At 32.3% G+C, this 15,773-nt stretch carries 13 protein-coding genes; 8 read left to right on the top strand and 5 right to left on the bottom strand.

Annotated features, from left to right (window positions below; all coding sequences use genetic code 11):
• Positions 1-271: 271 nt before the first annotated feature.
• Entirely contained in the window at positions 272-2,473 is a 2,202-nt protein-coding gene (locus tag B4E59_RS05645) for a M1 family metallopeptidase (RefSeq protein WP_221854110.1), read from the top strand.
• Between the two features lie 91 nt (positions 2,474-2,564).
• On the opposite strand, the gene B4E59_RS05640 is transcribed toward B4E59_RS05645, so the two are convergent.
• Positions 2,565-4,703, bottom strand: a complete 2,139-nt coding sequence (locus B4E59_RS05640) for a S9 family peptidase (protein WP_291046197.1) — start codon at positions 4,701-4,703, stop codon at positions 2,565-2,567.
• Between the two features lie 9 nt (positions 4,704-4,712).
• A complete protein-coding gene (locus tag B4E59_RS05635; RefSeq protein WP_038334703.1) occupies positions 4,713-5,060 on the bottom strand; it encodes an arsenate reductase family protein in 348 nt (115 codons plus the stop codon).
• A gap of 110 nt (positions 5,061-5,170) precedes the next feature.
• Here B4E59_RS05635 and rluF point away from each other — a divergent pair, with 110 nt between their 5' ends.
• From rluF to B4E59_RS05620, 3 genes are all read left to right on the top strand, one after another.
• On the top strand, positions 5,171-6,085 hold the full coding sequence (gene rluF / locus B4E59_RS05630; protein ID WP_291046203.1) for a 23S rRNA pseudouridine(2604) synthase RluF: 915 nt from the start codon (positions 5,171-5,173) through the stop codon (positions 6,083-6,085).
• 114 nt (positions 6,086-6,199) lie between these two features.
• Complete coding sequence (locus B4E59_RS05625; protein WP_291046205.1) at positions 6,200-8,644, top strand: alpha/beta hydrolase family protein; 2,445 nt, start codon at positions 6,200-6,202, stop codon at positions 8,642-8,644.
• An 84-nt stretch (positions 8,645-8,728) separates the two neighbouring features.
• A complete protein-coding gene (locus B4E59_RS05620) occupies positions 8,729-9,451 on the top strand; it encodes a GLPGLI family protein (protein ID WP_114998385.1) in 723 nt (240 codons plus the stop codon).
• A 54-nt stretch (positions 9,452-9,505) separates the two neighbouring features.
• Here B4E59_RS05620 and B4E59_RS05615 read toward each other — a convergent pair whose 3' ends face one another.
• The 3 genes from B4E59_RS05615 to B4E59_RS05605 are packed head-to-tail and all read right to left on the bottom strand — an operon-like array spanning position 9,506 to position 12,327.
• Positions 9,506-10,450 carry a pseudouridine synthase gene (locus B4E59_RS05615; protein ID WP_038334708.1) on the bottom strand — a complete coding sequence of 315 codons (945 nt, stop codon included), beginning with the start codon at positions 10,448-10,450 and terminating at the stop codon, positions 9,506-9,508.
• A 10-nt stretch (positions 10,451-10,460) separates the two neighbouring features.
• Positions 10,461-11,384, bottom strand: a complete 924-nt coding sequence (locus B4E59_RS05610; RefSeq protein ID WP_114998383.1) for a UbiA family prenyltransferase — start codon at positions 11,382-11,384, stop codon at positions 10,461-10,463.
• A 25-nt stretch (positions 11,385-11,409) separates the two neighbouring features.
• Positions 11,410-12,327: a mevalonate kinase family protein gene (locus tag B4E59_RS05605; protein ID WP_280049240.1), complete on the bottom strand. Its 918-nt coding sequence runs from the start codon at positions 12,325-12,327 to the stop codon at positions 11,410-11,412.
• A gap of 243 nt (positions 12,328-12,570) precedes the next feature.
• Between B4E59_RS05605 and B4E59_RS05600 the strand changes: the two genes are divergently transcribed.
• The 4 genes from B4E59_RS05600 to uppS all read left to right on the top strand — a co-directional run bounded on the left by B4E59_RS05600 (position 12,571) and on the right by uppS (position 15,758).
• On the top strand, positions 12,571-13,227 hold the full coding sequence (locus tag B4E59_RS05600) for a CBS domain-containing protein (RefSeq protein WP_291046213.1): 657 nt from the start codon (positions 12,571-12,573) through the stop codon (positions 13,225-13,227).
• Positions 13,227-14,111 (top strand): NAD kinase, encoded by an 885-nt coding sequence (locus B4E59_RS05595; RefSeq protein WP_280049239.1) that lies wholly within the window; start codon positions 13,227-13,229, stop codon positions 14,109-14,111. Before B4E59_RS05600 ends, B4E59_RS05595 begins: the two co-directional genes overlap by 1 nt.
• 118 nt (positions 14,112-14,229) lie before the next feature.
• A complete protein-coding gene (gene porG, locus B4E59_RS05590; protein ID WP_221854116.1) occupies positions 14,230-15,003 on the top strand; it encodes a type IX secretion system protein PorG in 774 nt (257 codons plus the stop codon).
• 11 nt (positions 15,004-15,014) lie between these two features.
• Entirely contained in the window at positions 15,015-15,758 is a 744-nt protein-coding gene (gene uppS / locus B4E59_RS05585) for an undecaprenyl pyrophosphate synthase (protein WP_221854130.1), read from the top strand.
• Positions 15,759-15,773 lie beyond the last annotated feature (15 nt).

Below are 15,773 nucleotides of genomic sequence, written 5' to 3'. Positions count from 1 at the left end.
TTTCAGGACGGGACAATTAATAAAATATAGAAAACTCATCTTTTTTGGATGAGTTTTTTTATTGCGTACAAATATGTTAATTTCATCTAATCAAAATATTAGAATGAAAAAACTGAAATTTATTACTTGCTTTACCTTATAATCAACCTAAAAATTAACACCAGAAGAATTTAAAAAGCTTCAAACTAAAATTTTAGAATAATTATAAAGTTGAAATTACCTCGTATTGAAAAATATGAGGTAATTTTATAATTACTGTAAAATTTCACACATGAAGAAAAATTATTTCAAACCCTTACTTTTAGGAATAAGTTTATTCTCGATTTCGGTTTTTGGTCAACAAGAAAAACCAAAATACGATTATCAAGAAGCTTTCAAACCATTTTTTTATCAGAATAATGCAACAGAAACTCGTTCGGCGAGTGGAAAACCAGGTCATAATTATTGGCAAAATCGTGCAGATTATAATCTGAATGTTAGTTTGAATGAAGAAAAAAATGAAATTTCGGGAACATCTGAAATTACATATACCAACAATAGTTTTGATGATTTAGACTTTTTGTGGTTACAATTGGATCAAAATTTATTCAAAAAAGAATCTCGAGGAAGTGCTTTATTACCGATTTCTGGAAGCCGTTATGGTGATTCAACTTCTGAATTTGAAGGAGGTTATAAAATTAAATCTGTTCAAATAGACGGAAAAGAAGCGAAATACACTGTTTCGGATACACGCATGCAAATTGATTTGATTAATCATTTGAAAGCTCGTGGAGGAAAAACAAAAATAAAAATCGAATATTCATTTGTTTCACCAGATTATGGAGCCGATAGAATGGGTGTAGAACCAACTAAAAATGGAAAGATTTTTACGATGGCGCAATGGTTTCCTCGCATGGCGGTTTACGATGACATCATGGGATGGAATACATTACCATACTTAGGACCAGGAGAATTTTATCTGGAATATGGAGATGTAACAGCAAATATTACAGTTCCGTCTACGCATTATGTGGTTGGTTCAGGAGAATTATTGAATGAAAACGAAGTCTACTCGAAAGAAGAAGTGAATCGTTGGAACAAAGCAAAAGCGAGTGATAAAACCGTTATTATTCGTTCTGCTGATGAGGTAAACAAAGCGACAAAAGTTGCAAAAGGAACAAAAACGTGGAAATTTAAAATTCAGAATACACGTGATTTTGCTTGGGCTTCATCATCTTCGTTCATCTTAGATGCAGCAAAAATTAATCTTCCAAGTGGTCAAAAATCGTTGGCAATTTCGGCTTATCCAGTAGAAAGTGACGGAAATGATGCTTGGGGAAGATCGACAGAATATACAAAAGCTTCTATTGAGCATTACTCGAAACAATGGTTAGAGTATCCTTATCCAGCGGCGACAAATGTGGCAGGAAATGAGGGTGGAATGGAATATCCTGGGATTGTTTTTTGTCATATGACTTCGAAAGGTGAAGGACTTTGGGGTGTTACAGATCACGAATTTGGACATATTTGGTTCCCGATGATTGTTGGTTCTAATGAGCGTGTTCATGGTTGGATGGACGAAGGTTTTAATACGTTTATCAATGATATTTCGACGAAGAATTTCAACAATGGCGAATATTACAAAAAGCAATCTGCACAACGAATGGCGGGTTATTTATTCAGCGATAATCTTGAGCCTGTAACGACTCAACCAGATAATATGCGCGAAAGAAATATCGGTGCATTGTTGTATTATAAGCCAGGTGCAGGAATGAAAGTTTTGCGTGAAACAATTTTGGGTGAAGAAAAATTCGATAAAGCATTGCGCCAATACATCAAATATTGGGCATATAAACATCCAACGCCAGAAGATTTTTTCCGCACGATGGAAAATGTTTCAGGAGAAGAATTATCTTGGTTTTGGAGAGGTTGGTTTTTGAATAAATGGACAATTGATCAAGGAATTAACAGTGCAAAATATGTAGATGGAGATTACAAAAAAGGCTTGATTTTGAAAGTTGAAAATTTTGGACAATTACCAATGCCAACTACTGTTCAAGTGAACTTTAAAGATGGGACTTCTCAAGAAGTTAAATTACCGATTGAAGTTTGGAAACGTAATACAGAATGGACATTCAAAGTGCCTTCAACAAAAGAAGTTTCGATGATTAAATTGGATCCAAATGGAGCTTTACCAGATATTGATTTGAAGAATAATACATTCAATATGGCGGATGCAAAACCTGTTGAAAAGGTTAATCCAAAAGAATACGAAGGTACATTTACGAATAAACAAATTAATTCAGAATTTGTGTTGAAAGCTGAAAACGATAAATTGAAATTAGTTTTTGGTGGACAAACTATTCCATTAGATTATCAAGGTGATAGTAAATTTGTGAATGAACAAGGCGGTTTGGAGTTGACTTTTGCAAAAGATAAAAAGACATTTTCTGTAGAAGAAGCTGGACAAAAGTTTGAGTTTACAAAGAAGTAAATTTGTTCTAAATTTTCATACTGAACCCGTTTTAGCATCACATCATAAAATATAAAAAACCACTTCATAAGAAGTGGTTTTTTGTTGACTATTATTTTTGAGATGTACCTTCTGGTTTAAGATATAAATCGAAGTAATCTGTAATTTTTTGCATCAAATGAACGCGATCTTTTCCACGAACATTATGCTCATGTCCAGGATAAACAAAATAATCCATTTGCATACCATTTTTCACTGCTTCGCGAATAAAATCAATCGAATGTTGCCAAACAACCACATTATCTTGCGCTCCGTGAATCATCAATAATTTACCTTTTAAGTCTTTTACACGGTTAATTAAATTCGTGTTTTTGAAACCTTCAGGATTATCTTGTGGCGATTCCATGTAACGTTCTGTGTACATAATTTCGTATTGTGTCCAATCTAAAACTGGTCCACCAGCAACACCAACTTTGAAAACATCAGGCTTACGTAACATAAAAGAAGTAGTCATAAATCCACCATAAGACCAACCATGAATTCCCATGCGTTCCGCATCTACGAAAGGCAAAGTTTTCAAGAAATCAACACCTTTCATTTGGTCATTCATTTCTGTAGTTGCTACATTTCCGTGAATCGCTTGTTCAAATTTAAGACCTCTATTCGCCGATCCGCGTCCGTCCATTGTAAATACAACATAACCTTTTTCCGCTAAATGATCGTACCAAAGATTTCCTGTTGCAGGAAAACGATTTGTGATTAATTGCGCGTGAGGACCATTGTATAAATAAACGATAACGGGATATTTTTTCGAAGAATCAAAGTTTGTTGGATAGATTAATTTTCCATACAAATCTGTTCCATCATCTGCTTTTAACGTTACATTTTCAACTTTCGCTGTATTGTAATTTGCCAAAGGATTTTGAGCAGTTAAGATATTTTGTTTGAATTTTCCGTTTGCATCCAATACATCAATTTTACGAGGCGTGTTATCATTACTCCAATTATCAATTGCATATTCTCCGTTCGTTGAAACCGAAACATTGTGCGTTCCAGCATCAGTTGTTATTTTACGCAATTTTCCATTCTCCCAATTCACCGCATATAAATGACGATCTTTCGGAGAATCTTTTGTTGTCATGATTAAGAATTCTTTTTTCTTCGCATTTTCTCCAACAAGATCCGTTACAATCCAATCTCCTTTTGTGATTTGGTTCAATAATTTTCCTTCCGTATTGAATCGGTACAAATGCATAAAACCATCGCGTTGCGACCACCAAACAAACTCGTTATTTTTTCCTGGAATAAAATGTAATTCATTTTGAGGTTCTACATATTTTGTATCATCTTCTTTGAATAATGTTTTAATCAATTTCCCTGAAACTGCATCATATTGATTCAATTCCATGTGCTTTTGATTACGAGAAAGTAAAGCAATATAAATATGTTTTTCGTCTGGCGACCACGTAACCGAAGTTAAATAATGATCTACTTCTGGGTGAGTTTCTAAGAAAGTCGTTTTTTGAGTGGTTGGATTATAAACACCTAACGTAACCGTATGATTTTTTGTTCCAGCAAACGGATATTTGATATTTTTGTTTACAGCAGGTTGTACAGACCAATCGATAATTGGATAATCTGTAACCGCTGTTTGATCCATTCTATAAAATGCAACTAAATTCCCTTTTGGAGAGATGAAAATTCCTTTGTGAATCCCAAACTCATTTTGATGAACCGATTTTCCATTCACGATTTCATATTTTCCGTCTTTGGTAATTTGATGTGTTTTTCCAGATTTATCAACAAAAAATAAATTGTTGTCAATTACATATCCAACTTGATTATTCGTCGCGTCAAATTCTATATTTTCTGCATTTTCAGGTAATTTCAACCAATCGTTTTGTTGACCAGCAGTTGTAATTGTTTTGTAACCTGTTTTTGTAGAAAAATAAGCTTGCTTATCATTGATCCAATTCAAAGAAGGAATTCTTTTATTCTCAAATTGAGAACTTCTAAAAATTGTATCAGTTTTAAGAGATGGAACTTCTTTCTTGATTAAAGCTTCTCCGTATGATGTTTTTACATTTTGCGTGTACGCATTTTGATTCGGAATCCATTGAACTTGATTTAGATTTTCGATACGTAAATTCGTCGATAATCCAAGTACAGCATCTTCCATTGTGACATTCTTTTTCTGAGCAATTAAACTAGCGCTCATTAAAAGTGTAGTCAATAAAATTGTTTTTTTCATGTGTGATTTCTATTTCAAATATTGCCCAAGTGCTTCTAAGTTTTTCTTTTCATTCCCAATAAAAATTTTGTCTCCATCTACCACGACAGGACGTTTTAGGAAAGTATAATCTGATAAAATATAATTTTTGATATCATCTTCAGAAAGCTGTTGATCTTTCAATCCTAATTTTTTGTAATTCTGTGCACGACGTGAAAATAGAGCTTCGTAGTTGCCAGCTAAATTCTTCATTTCTTCTAATTCTTCTGCTGTTATCGCAGTCGATTTTATTTCATGCAAATCAAAACCTGTAAAATCAAACTCTTTCATAATACGTTTGCACGTATCGCAAGTTTTCAAAAAAAATATTTTTTTCATTTCTCAAAATCTTTGGTTTTGTAAAGATAAATAAGTTTCATCGTTTTGCAGAATGATAAAGAATTTTGTCAAAATATATTTCAAATCGATAAAAAACTATCTTTGCAAGTATGGAAGAAACTAATTTTTTGCGTTTAAACAAATATATTAGCGATAGTGGTTTTTGTTCGCGTCGTGAAGCAGATCAATACATCGAAAATCGTTTGGTACAAATTAATGGACGAGTTGCTAAAATTGGGCAATTTGTAGGACCAAATGATGTGGTGACTGTAAAAGGTGTCGAAATAGAACCGCGCGAAAAGGAGCATGCGGTTTATATTATGCTGAATAAACCTGTGGGCGTTACGTGTACAACAGATCCTACAGATCCAGATAATATTATCGATTTTCTTTCGTTTGGAGAACGAATTTTTCCGATTGGTCGTTTAGATAAAGATTCGCAAGGATTGATTTTATTGACAAGCGATGGTGATATTGTGAATAAGATTTTACGTGCTGGAAATAATCACGAAAAAGAATACATTGTAACCGTTGATAAACCAATTACGGATGAATTTTGCGAACGAATGTCGAAAGGTGTTCCGATTCTTAATCAGGTTACGAAGAAATGTAAGATCGAAAAAATAAGTACAAATGTTTTCAAAATTACATTAATCCAAGGTTTGAATAGACAGATTCGCCGTATGTGCGAATATTTTGGATATGGTGTAAAAAAATTAGAACGTGTTCGAATTATGAATCTAACGTTGAATGTTGGAATTGGTCAACACCGAGATTTAACAGTAGAAGAATTAGCAGAAATCAATCGCTTGACGAAAGATTCGGAAAAACACGAAGAAAAGAAACCAGCTTCAAAATCAAAAAAATCATCAGCGAAAAAAACAAAAGAAATTTCTCCAGATTTTAAAGATTCGAAAGGAAAATCAATTAAAAAGTCAGTAAAAAAATCAACAACTCAAGCCAGAGTAGGAAAAAGTAAACCACCTACAAATACGAAAGGAGGTAAATTTGGTAAAAGAAGATAAAATCAAAAGACGAATATTTTTCGTCTTTTTTTATACATTTTAGTCAAAACTAACTTCTATCATGTCATTTTACCAAAGATTCAATATCTTTATAAAGTAAAATCTTAAAAACACATGAAGAAAATTGTTTACTCGTTGCTTTTTATAGCGATGACTTTTGGTGCGTCGGTAAAAGCGCAAGAAAATGTTACTTATCAATTGCCTCCGCAAGAAATTTTACAATTGGCAGACGCGGATATGCCACCCTCAATTAGTACAGATCGCAAGGCAGAAAATGCATTTTTGTCTTATAGAAGTCGTTATAAAACGATTAATGAATTGTCAGAAAAAGAATTACGTTTAGCAGGATTACGAATTAATCCAGTTACAAATATTAATTCACGTGAAACATTCAGTGAGAAAATTACTTATTTTGATCTGAAAACTTCAAAAGAAAAAACGATAGCTGGTTTACCTGCAAAAGGTCGTTTTTCTAATCAATCTTGGAACACTTCTCAATCGAAATTTGCCGTTACAAATACAACAAATAAAGGTGTAGAATTGTGGATTGTTGACGTAAAAACGCAAGCTGCAACAAAAGTTTATGAAGATAAATTAAACGCAAACTTAGGTCGTCCTTTCAATTGGATTTCAGATACAGAATTAATTGTGAATGTAATTCCAGCTTCCAAAAAAGCTTTGATTGATACAAAAGACGCAATTGCGACTGGACCTACAGTTTCTGTTGCTGACGGAAAAGAAGCGCAAAACAGAACCTATCAAGATTTATTACAAAATAAAAATGATGAGTTTAACTTCGAACAATTAGCAATTTCTGAATTAGTAAAAGTAAATATCGAAACAGGTGCAAAATCGAAATGGAAAGACGCTGCGATGTACACAGATATTTCGACTTCTCCAGATGGACAATATGTTTTGGTGAACGAAATCAAAAAACCTTTTTCATATTTAGTAACGTACAATAGTTTTCCTTCAACCAATATTGTGTATGATATCAACGGAAAATTAATAAAAGAAGTTGATCATAAAGAGTTACAAGAAGTTGTTCCGAAAGGATTTTCTTCTACGATTATGGGAAAAAGAGGTTTGAATTGGAGAGCAGATAAACCAAATACTTTATATTGGGTTGAGGCTTTAGATGGTGGTGATGCAAACAAGCCTGCGGAATATCGCGATGCGCTTTATCAAGTAACGGCGCCATTTACAGCGAATAAAGAGTTGTTGGTAAAAGTAAAAGATCGCTATAGAGGAGTGACTTGGGGGAATGATGAGGTTGCGATTGTGAGAGATGCTTGGTATAATACACGTAACGAAAGTAGTTATTTGTTCAATCCGTCAAATCCAAATCAAGAACCGATACGCTTTTTTAGTAGAAACTCGCAAGATGCTTACAATAATCCTGGAAGTTTTGTAACTGAAATGAATGATTATGGTTACAATGTTTTAGCAATTAACAAAGGAAAATTGATGTTAGTTGGAGAAGGAGTTTCTGCGGAAGGAATCTTACCTTTTGTAGATGATTTTGATATCAAAACGCAAAAAACTTCTCGTTTATGGAGAGCACAGAAATCAGATAAACTAGAAGCGATTGCTCGAGTTATCGATCCGAAGAAAGGGATCATTTTAGAACAGATTCAATCGAAAACAGATTATCCAAATTTATATGTTCGTAATATTTTTCAGAAAGGAGGAAAGCCAAAACAAGTAACGTTTACAAAAAATCCTTTTGAGGCAATGAACAAAATTTCGAAAGAATTAATTACGTACAAACGTGCTGATGGTGTAGAATTATCAGGAACTTTATATTTGCCGCCAAATTACGATAAAACGAAAAAGGAAAAGTTGCCAATGTTAATGTGGGCTTACCCTCGTGAGTTCAAAGATGCATCTACGGCTGGTCAGGTTACAACTTCTGAAAATAAATTTACTTCTCCTTCTTACGGAGGTCCTATTTATTGGGCATTGAGAGGATATGCGGTCTTAGATGATGCGGCTTTCCCAATTATTGGAGAAGGAAAAGAGGAGCCAAATGATACGTTCGTTCCTCAATTGGTTGCCAATGCAAAAGCTGCGATTGATGCGGTGGATAAATTAGGTTTTATCGATCGTGAAAGAGTTGCGGTTGGTGGACATTCTTATGGCGCATTTATGACAGCAAATTTATTAACGCATTCTAATTTATTTGCGGCAGGTATCGCACGTTCAGGTGCTTATAACCGTACATTGACGCCTTTTGGATTTCAATCTGAACAACGTAATTATTGGGAAGCTCCAGATGTTTACAACACAATGGCGCCTTTCCAAAATGCAGATAAAATGAAAACACCATTGTTGTTAATTCATGGTGAAGCAGATAATAATACAGGAACTTTCCCGATGCAATCTGAGCGCTATTTCAATGCATTGAAAGGTTTGGGAGCGACAACTCGTTTGGTTTTATTACCAAAAGAATCTCACGGATATGCAGCCAGAGAAAATATTCTTCACATGTTGTGGGAACAAGATCAATGGTTAGAGAAATATGTGAAAAACAAAGGAAAAAATTCTGAAAAGAAATAATTCTCAATATAAGAAAAGCGATTCAATTTTGAATCGCTTTTTTATTGTAAATAATTATTATATTTAGTTCATAATTAATCAACTATGAAATTAAAAGCTTTACTCTTCTTTCTAATGATTTTTTCTCCATTTCTATTTGCTCAAAATTTGTGGAAAGTAGAATATGAAACCTATGATAAAATGTTTTTTGACGAAAAAGATCCTGTTTTTAAGGCAGAATTAGATAAAAACAATTCTACACCAAAATACTATCAATTACTTTTTAATGAAAATCAGTCGTTTTTTTCTGAAATTGTAAGAATTGATAATAGTCAAAATCAATCATCTATGTCGATGAGTACAATTGATGATAATATTTACATCGATTATAAAACTTCACAATATAAGATTGAAGGAAATTATGTGAACAAGAATATTTTAATAATAGATAATTTGCCTAAATACACTTGGACAATTAGTAGAGAATCAAAAGAAATTTTGGGAATTAAAGTAAAAAAAGCAATAACCGAATACAAAGATTCTAAGATAGAAGTTTGGTTTGCGCCAACTTTACAACCAAAAGGAGGACCAATATTTTTCAATGGGTTACCAGGTTTAATTTTAGAATTGAAAGCTGTAACAACAATGAAAGACGAAAGTTATGAAACGATTTTCAGAGCAATTAATATAAAAGAAGCATCTAAAAACGAAGTGATTAAAATTCCATCAAAAGGTCAGAAAATGACACAAATTGAGAAAGATGATTTTGTGAAAGAAGCAAATAAAAAGATGATGGAAGCTTATAATAACAAGGTTTCGAAAGATTAAAACATAAAAAAACCACTTCTTTAGAAGTGGTTTTTAAATTTTATAGCTGAGGTATTATAACATTTTCAAGAAGTTAACTTCTAATTCCGTTAATCTTCTAAAATCACCTCTTTGTAAAGTTTTCTTTGTAAGTCCTGCAAAAGAAACGCGGTCTAACGCTTCTACTTCGTATCCTTTTGTTTCGAAAATACGACGTACAACGCGGTTCCAACCAATATGTAATTCTACACCAACTTCATTTTTCGGTCTACCTTCAATAAAAGAAATTTCGTCAACAACTGCAATTCCTTCAGGAATTAAACGAACACCTTTTTTGATGTCAGCCAAATCATTTGCTGTTAACTTTTTGTCCAATGTAACGTGATATATTTTTTTGATATCATGACTTGGATGTGTTAATTTCTTAGTTAAATAACCATCATTTGTAAACAATAAAACTCCTGTTGTTTGTCTATCCAAGCGTCCTACTGGGAAAATTCTCGCTGTAGTTGCTGTAGACATTAAGTCCATCACAGTTTTACGTCCTTTTTCATCATTTGATGTTGAAATAAAACCTTTTGGTTTATTCAACACAAAATATACATTTTTCTCTGAAGAGATTTTACGACCATCGAAACGAACTTCATCATCGGGTTGTACTTTATAACCCATTTCAGTAATCACTTGACCATTCACTGTAACGATTCCAGTTTTGATCAACTCGTCGGCCTCTCTTCTGGATGCAATCCCTGCATTCGCTACATATTTATTTAAACGAATAGTCCCGTCATCAACTGGTGCTTTTTTCAGTCTTTTAACAAATGGTTTTTCACCTGGTTTGTTAAACGGTTTCTTTGGTCCAAAACTTTTCTTTCCTTCTTCTGATGGTTTTCCACCAAAAGTTGGTTTTCCTTTCCCTGAAGATGGTTTAGAAGAAGAATTTCCTCTTGCTCCACCTTTTCCACGATTGTTCCCGCCTTGGGAATTTCTGTCGTTGGATTGATTTCGTCTGTTATTCATCTGAATTTGATTAATTTATGCGCTGATTAAAATTTTGCGCAATAGTTTGCAAAGTTAAGGGATTTATTTCGATTAATACGATACTAAATACACCCGCAACAATCATTCCCTTAAAAAAATAATGTAAAATCTTATATGCTTGTGTCGATTTTATTCTCCAAATTATAAATAAAATCACTGTGAAAGCGATATTTGCAGCAATAAAAAAGTATTTCATCGCACCAACATCATTTTTCATAATGATAATAATTCCAATGATTAATTCTGTAATAATTAAACATGAAATCAAAACTTTTGTAAAATCTATTCCATATTTGATTGGAATTGAATCATAATTATAAATCAAATCTGCTTTTTGAGAACTCAAATCTTTTACAATATCAGTAATCAATAATAAAATACTCAAAAAAGTAGCATGTAAAGCCAAATTGAACGTGAAATGATCAAAATAAACCAATAAGGCGAAAAATGGCATGACACGAATAATAACCAAATAAAAGTTTTTGATCAATGCAAATCGATTGATTTTGTGGCTATAAAACCAAACTAGAAATTGATAAATCAAAAAGAAAATGAAAACCTTCCACGAAATTAAGGCTGCAATAATCAATGCTAAAGCATTCAGAACAATGTAAACAGTTAGTTTGAAACCTTGCGAAACTTGTTTCTGAAGATAAACTTGTAAAGGACGTTTGAGTTCGTCTTTTTCTAAATCGTAAAAATTATTGATGATATATCCCGCGGCCACACAAAGTATCGAACAAAGAATAAGCCCGTCCAACTTTGGATTTGTCAACAATTGACGATGACCAACTTCTGGCGCAAAAATAAAAAGTGCAGCAAGATATTGTGCCAATATTAACACAATTAAATTATAGCCACGAACAACAGAAAATAATGCAAAAACTTTTAAGATTATTTTCTGAACGTTCATTGATTATATTTTTATAAATTATTTTTTAGAATTTGTAAATAACTTCGGTCTGGAAGTCTTTTAAGTAGCTTTTCGCTTTGTCATAATCTTGTGTAAAACCAAGAACATAACCGCCTCCGCCAGAACCACAAAGTTTTAGGTAATACGTATCTGTATCAATTCCAGTTTTCCATGCATTCACCAGTTTTTGAGGAATCATTGGTCTGAAATGCTCATAACCCCAAGCTGACAATTTTTGAAGATTTGAAAAAAGTGGATTGTATTCACCTTTCACAAAGTTTTCGATACATGCGTTGTTGTATTTAATAAATTCTTCTTTCAATGTTTTACGAAAACCCTCTTTTTTCATTTTTTCGAAGAAAATATGAATCATTGGCGCCGTTTCTCCTGGTGTACCCGAATTGATTAAGAAAACAGCTCCTTTTCCGTCTACGTTTGCAGAAGGTAAACCAATTGTCGAGATATCATCTTTTGATTGAATTAATAAAGGAATATTCATGTAACAAATCAAAGGATCAATTCCAGAACTTTTTCCATGAAAATGAGATTCTAAATTTCCGAAAAGAGCTTTTAATTTGCTAATTTTTTCTTTGTTTAGATTTTGATTGATATCAATTTTATTCAAGGCATATTTGTCATAAATAGCTGCAACCAAAGCGCCAGAACTACCTACACCATATCCTTGAGGAATGTTAGAATCGAAGTACATTCCGTTTGCAACATCTTCCGAAAAAGATTTTGTATCAAAAGTATCTGCAAAATTCTCTTCTAAAAATTTCGCATAATTTTTCAAGTGAGCATTTGACTCTTCTGCAATTTCAGAAGGCTCAAATTTTAATGCACCTTGGTAAAAATTATAAGGAATTGTTAATCCTTTCGAGTTTTCAATAATTCCATATTCGCCAAAAAGTAAGATTTTGGCATAAAATAATGGGTTCTTCATTCAATGCTAAAATTGGTACTGCAAAGTTACAAAATTTAAGCCATTCTTTTTTTAATTTGAGGAAGAGTTTTGTTTTAAAAAATTGTAAATCACATTATTTTTTGATTAATAGTAGTTTTTGGAATATATTTTGACTAAATAATTTAGAATAAATTGGTTAAATTTCAATTAATAATCAATGATTTTAACCGAATTAGCATTAAAAATAGAGAATTAATGTATTAAAATATATAAATTTGTGCCATGTATATCACCGAATATCTATCGAATGAGATAAAACCAGGGAAAGTTAATTCTTCTCCAAGTCAGCTTTTAGAAGTTGTGCAAGAGAATAAATTGACGCATTTACCTTTGTTTAAAGGGTTGGATTTTGTTGGAAATATCTCGGAAGAAGATTTGATTGAATTATCAATTGATGATGAAAAAGTAGATTATACTTCGTATTTGGAGAGTTTTTATCTTTCTGAATCGAGTACGCTTTTAGATGCAATTCAGATGATGTATACGAATCAGGCGAATATCTTACCGATTATTAATGAACAATTGCGTTATGTTGGTTTTATTACGGAAACGGATATTATCAACACGTTTGCAAATTTCCCTTTTGTCGCTGCACAAGGCGTTTCGATGTTAGTTTCGATTGCGGAAAAAGACTTGTCGATGACGGCGATTTCTAATATTATAGAAGTGAATAACGGAAAAATATTGGGAATGATGATTGTTGGAAATAAAGAAGATAGCGTTTATGTTTTGCTGAAATTTAGTTCATCAAACTTGTTAACAATTGGTGAAACATTTGAGCGATATGGATATCAAGTGATTCAAAAATTTTATAACGACGAAAAACAAGAACTTCTGCAAAGTCGTTATGCACAATTGTTAAAATACATGAATACCTAATGATAAAAGTTGCACTTTTTGGACAAAAAACAAGTACGTCTTTAACGGATATTATTCCACCATTTATTAATTATTTAATTCAGAACGAAATTGCTTTTTGTGTTGAGCAAAATTTTCTTCAAATCTTAAAAGAAACAACTGATTTTGATACTGATAATGTAGAAACCTATACTTCTCATGATGATTTAGACAAATCGGTTAAATTCTTATTCAGTTTTGGTGGAGACGGAACAATTTTATCAGCAACTACAATTGTTAGGGATTCTAATATTCCAATTATTGGTGTAAATACGGGACGTTTAGGCTTTTTAGCAACAATTAATAAAAGTGTGTTATTGGAGCAAATGGATAGTTTTTTCAATGATGATTATAACATTATTCCACGAACTTTATTAACCGTTAAAAGAAGTGATGGTGTAGAAATTGAAAATAATTTTGCGATTAACGAAGTGACTGTAGTTCGCCGTGAAACAACGAGTATGATTACGGTTGATGCTTATTTAAACAATGAATTTTTAAATTCTTTTTGGTCTGATGGTTTGATTATTTCTACGCCAACAGGTTCTACAGGATATTCGTTAAGTTGTGGTGGACCAATTGTTCATCCGTCTAATCAAAATTTTGTCATTACACCTGTTGCGCCACATAATCTAAATGTGCGTCCATTAGTTGTGTCAGAAAACGAAAAAATTGACTTAAAAATACGCAGTAGAGCTAATGAATATTTCCTTTCGTTAGATTCTCGTAACTTTCCTTTAACAACTGACGTCGAATTGACAATACAAAAAGCTGACTTCAAAATCTTAATCGTTGAAGCTATTGACGCGACTTATTTCACAACTTTGAGAGAAAAAATGCTTTGGGGTTCAGATAAAAGGAATTAAAATTTACAATAAAACTTCTTAATTTTTGTTAAATCAGTTACGTTGAATTGACTTTTGTTTATATTTGTTCGAATTTAAAAGAAGATAAAAAGCAAAAGCCGAAAAAATAACACAACTTATGAGGAGATTATTTTTGTTTGTTTTTATATTATGTTTTTCGCAATTAACTTTTGCGCAAAGACATGAACTCGGAATTTTTGCTGGTGGAGCAAATGTGATTGGAGATGTTGGTAAAGCCAGTTATATCAATCCATTTCCTACTAAAACTGAAGCAGGAGGTAAAATATATTTACCAATTTCAATAGGAGGATTATATCGTTTTAATATAAATCCACAAATGGGTTTTAGAGCAAATATATCTTATTCAAAAGTTGGAGCAAGTGATCATCGTTCGAAAGAATATTATAAATTAAAAAGAAATAAAAATTTTCGAAATAATATTGTAGAAGGATCTTTGATGTTTGAGTATAATTTCTTTAACATCAATGATGATCAAGAAAAAGCGCAATCACCTTATATTTTTGTAGGAGTTGGAGCTTTTTCTGCAAAAGGAAAAGAATATGATTACGATGGAACAAACAACGTAATTATCGAAAAAACAAAATATAATACCGATTTAACAATTCCTTTTGGAGTTGGATATAAAGTAAGATTCAATTACAATTGGATTTTATCTTTTGAGACAGGTGTTCGATATACAAATGTTGATTATTTAGATTATAACACTGGAAAATTTACTCAAAATTTTGTAGATGCTGTAGAAACAGGTACTTTGTCTCAATCTGAATATGATAAACGTATATATGGAAACACATCAAACAAAGATTGGTATGTTTTAACAGGAATTTCCTTAACGTACAGTTTTGGTCGACCTGCTTGTTATTGTGATTAAAAAGAATGGAAATTAGTTTAGTAGAACAAATAGATAAAAATAATATACCTAATCACGTTGCAATCATTATGGATGGTAATGGAAGATGGGCTAAGAAGAACGGTAAAGAAAGAACTTTTGGTCACAAAAGTGCTTTGGGAGCTGTACGATCTTCAATCGAAACTTGTCGAAAATTAGGTATAAAACATCTTACACTTTACGCATTTTCTACTGAAAATTGGAACCGTCCAAAATTAGAAGTCAATGTTTTAATGACTTTATTAAGTTCTGCAATTAAGGACGAAATAAATGAATTACACAAAAATGGAGTTCGCTTGAATGTGATTGGAGATTTATCAAAATTACCAAAAAAAGCATTCAAAGATTTGACTCAAGCAATAGAAAAAACGAAAGACAACACAGCTTGTGTTTTGACATTAGCATTAAGTTATGGTTCGAAAGAAGAACTATTACACGCGATGAAATCTATTGCGCAAAAATATAAAGACGGAGAAATATCCGACAATGATTTTAATGAAGAATTAGTTCATCAAAACTTATATACACACGATTTACCTATGGTAGATCTTATGATTAGAACAAGTGGCGAAACCAGAATTAGTAATTTCTTGTTGTGGCAAATTGCTTACGCAGAATTATATTTTACAGAGGTTTTGTGGCCTGATTTTAACGAGGAAGAATTTTATAAAGCAATTTTAAATTACCAAAACAGAGAACGTAGATTTGGTAAGATAAGCGAGCAACTAACGAACTAATCGAACTGAAATAGA

This window comes from Empedobacter sp. UBA2044, assembly GCF_002333005.1.
GTDB lineage: Bacteria > Bacteroidota > Bacteroidia > Flavobacteriales > Weeksellaceae > Empedobacter > Empedobacter falsenii_B.
This window is presented reverse-complemented; position numbering and strand designations above follow the sequence as displayed.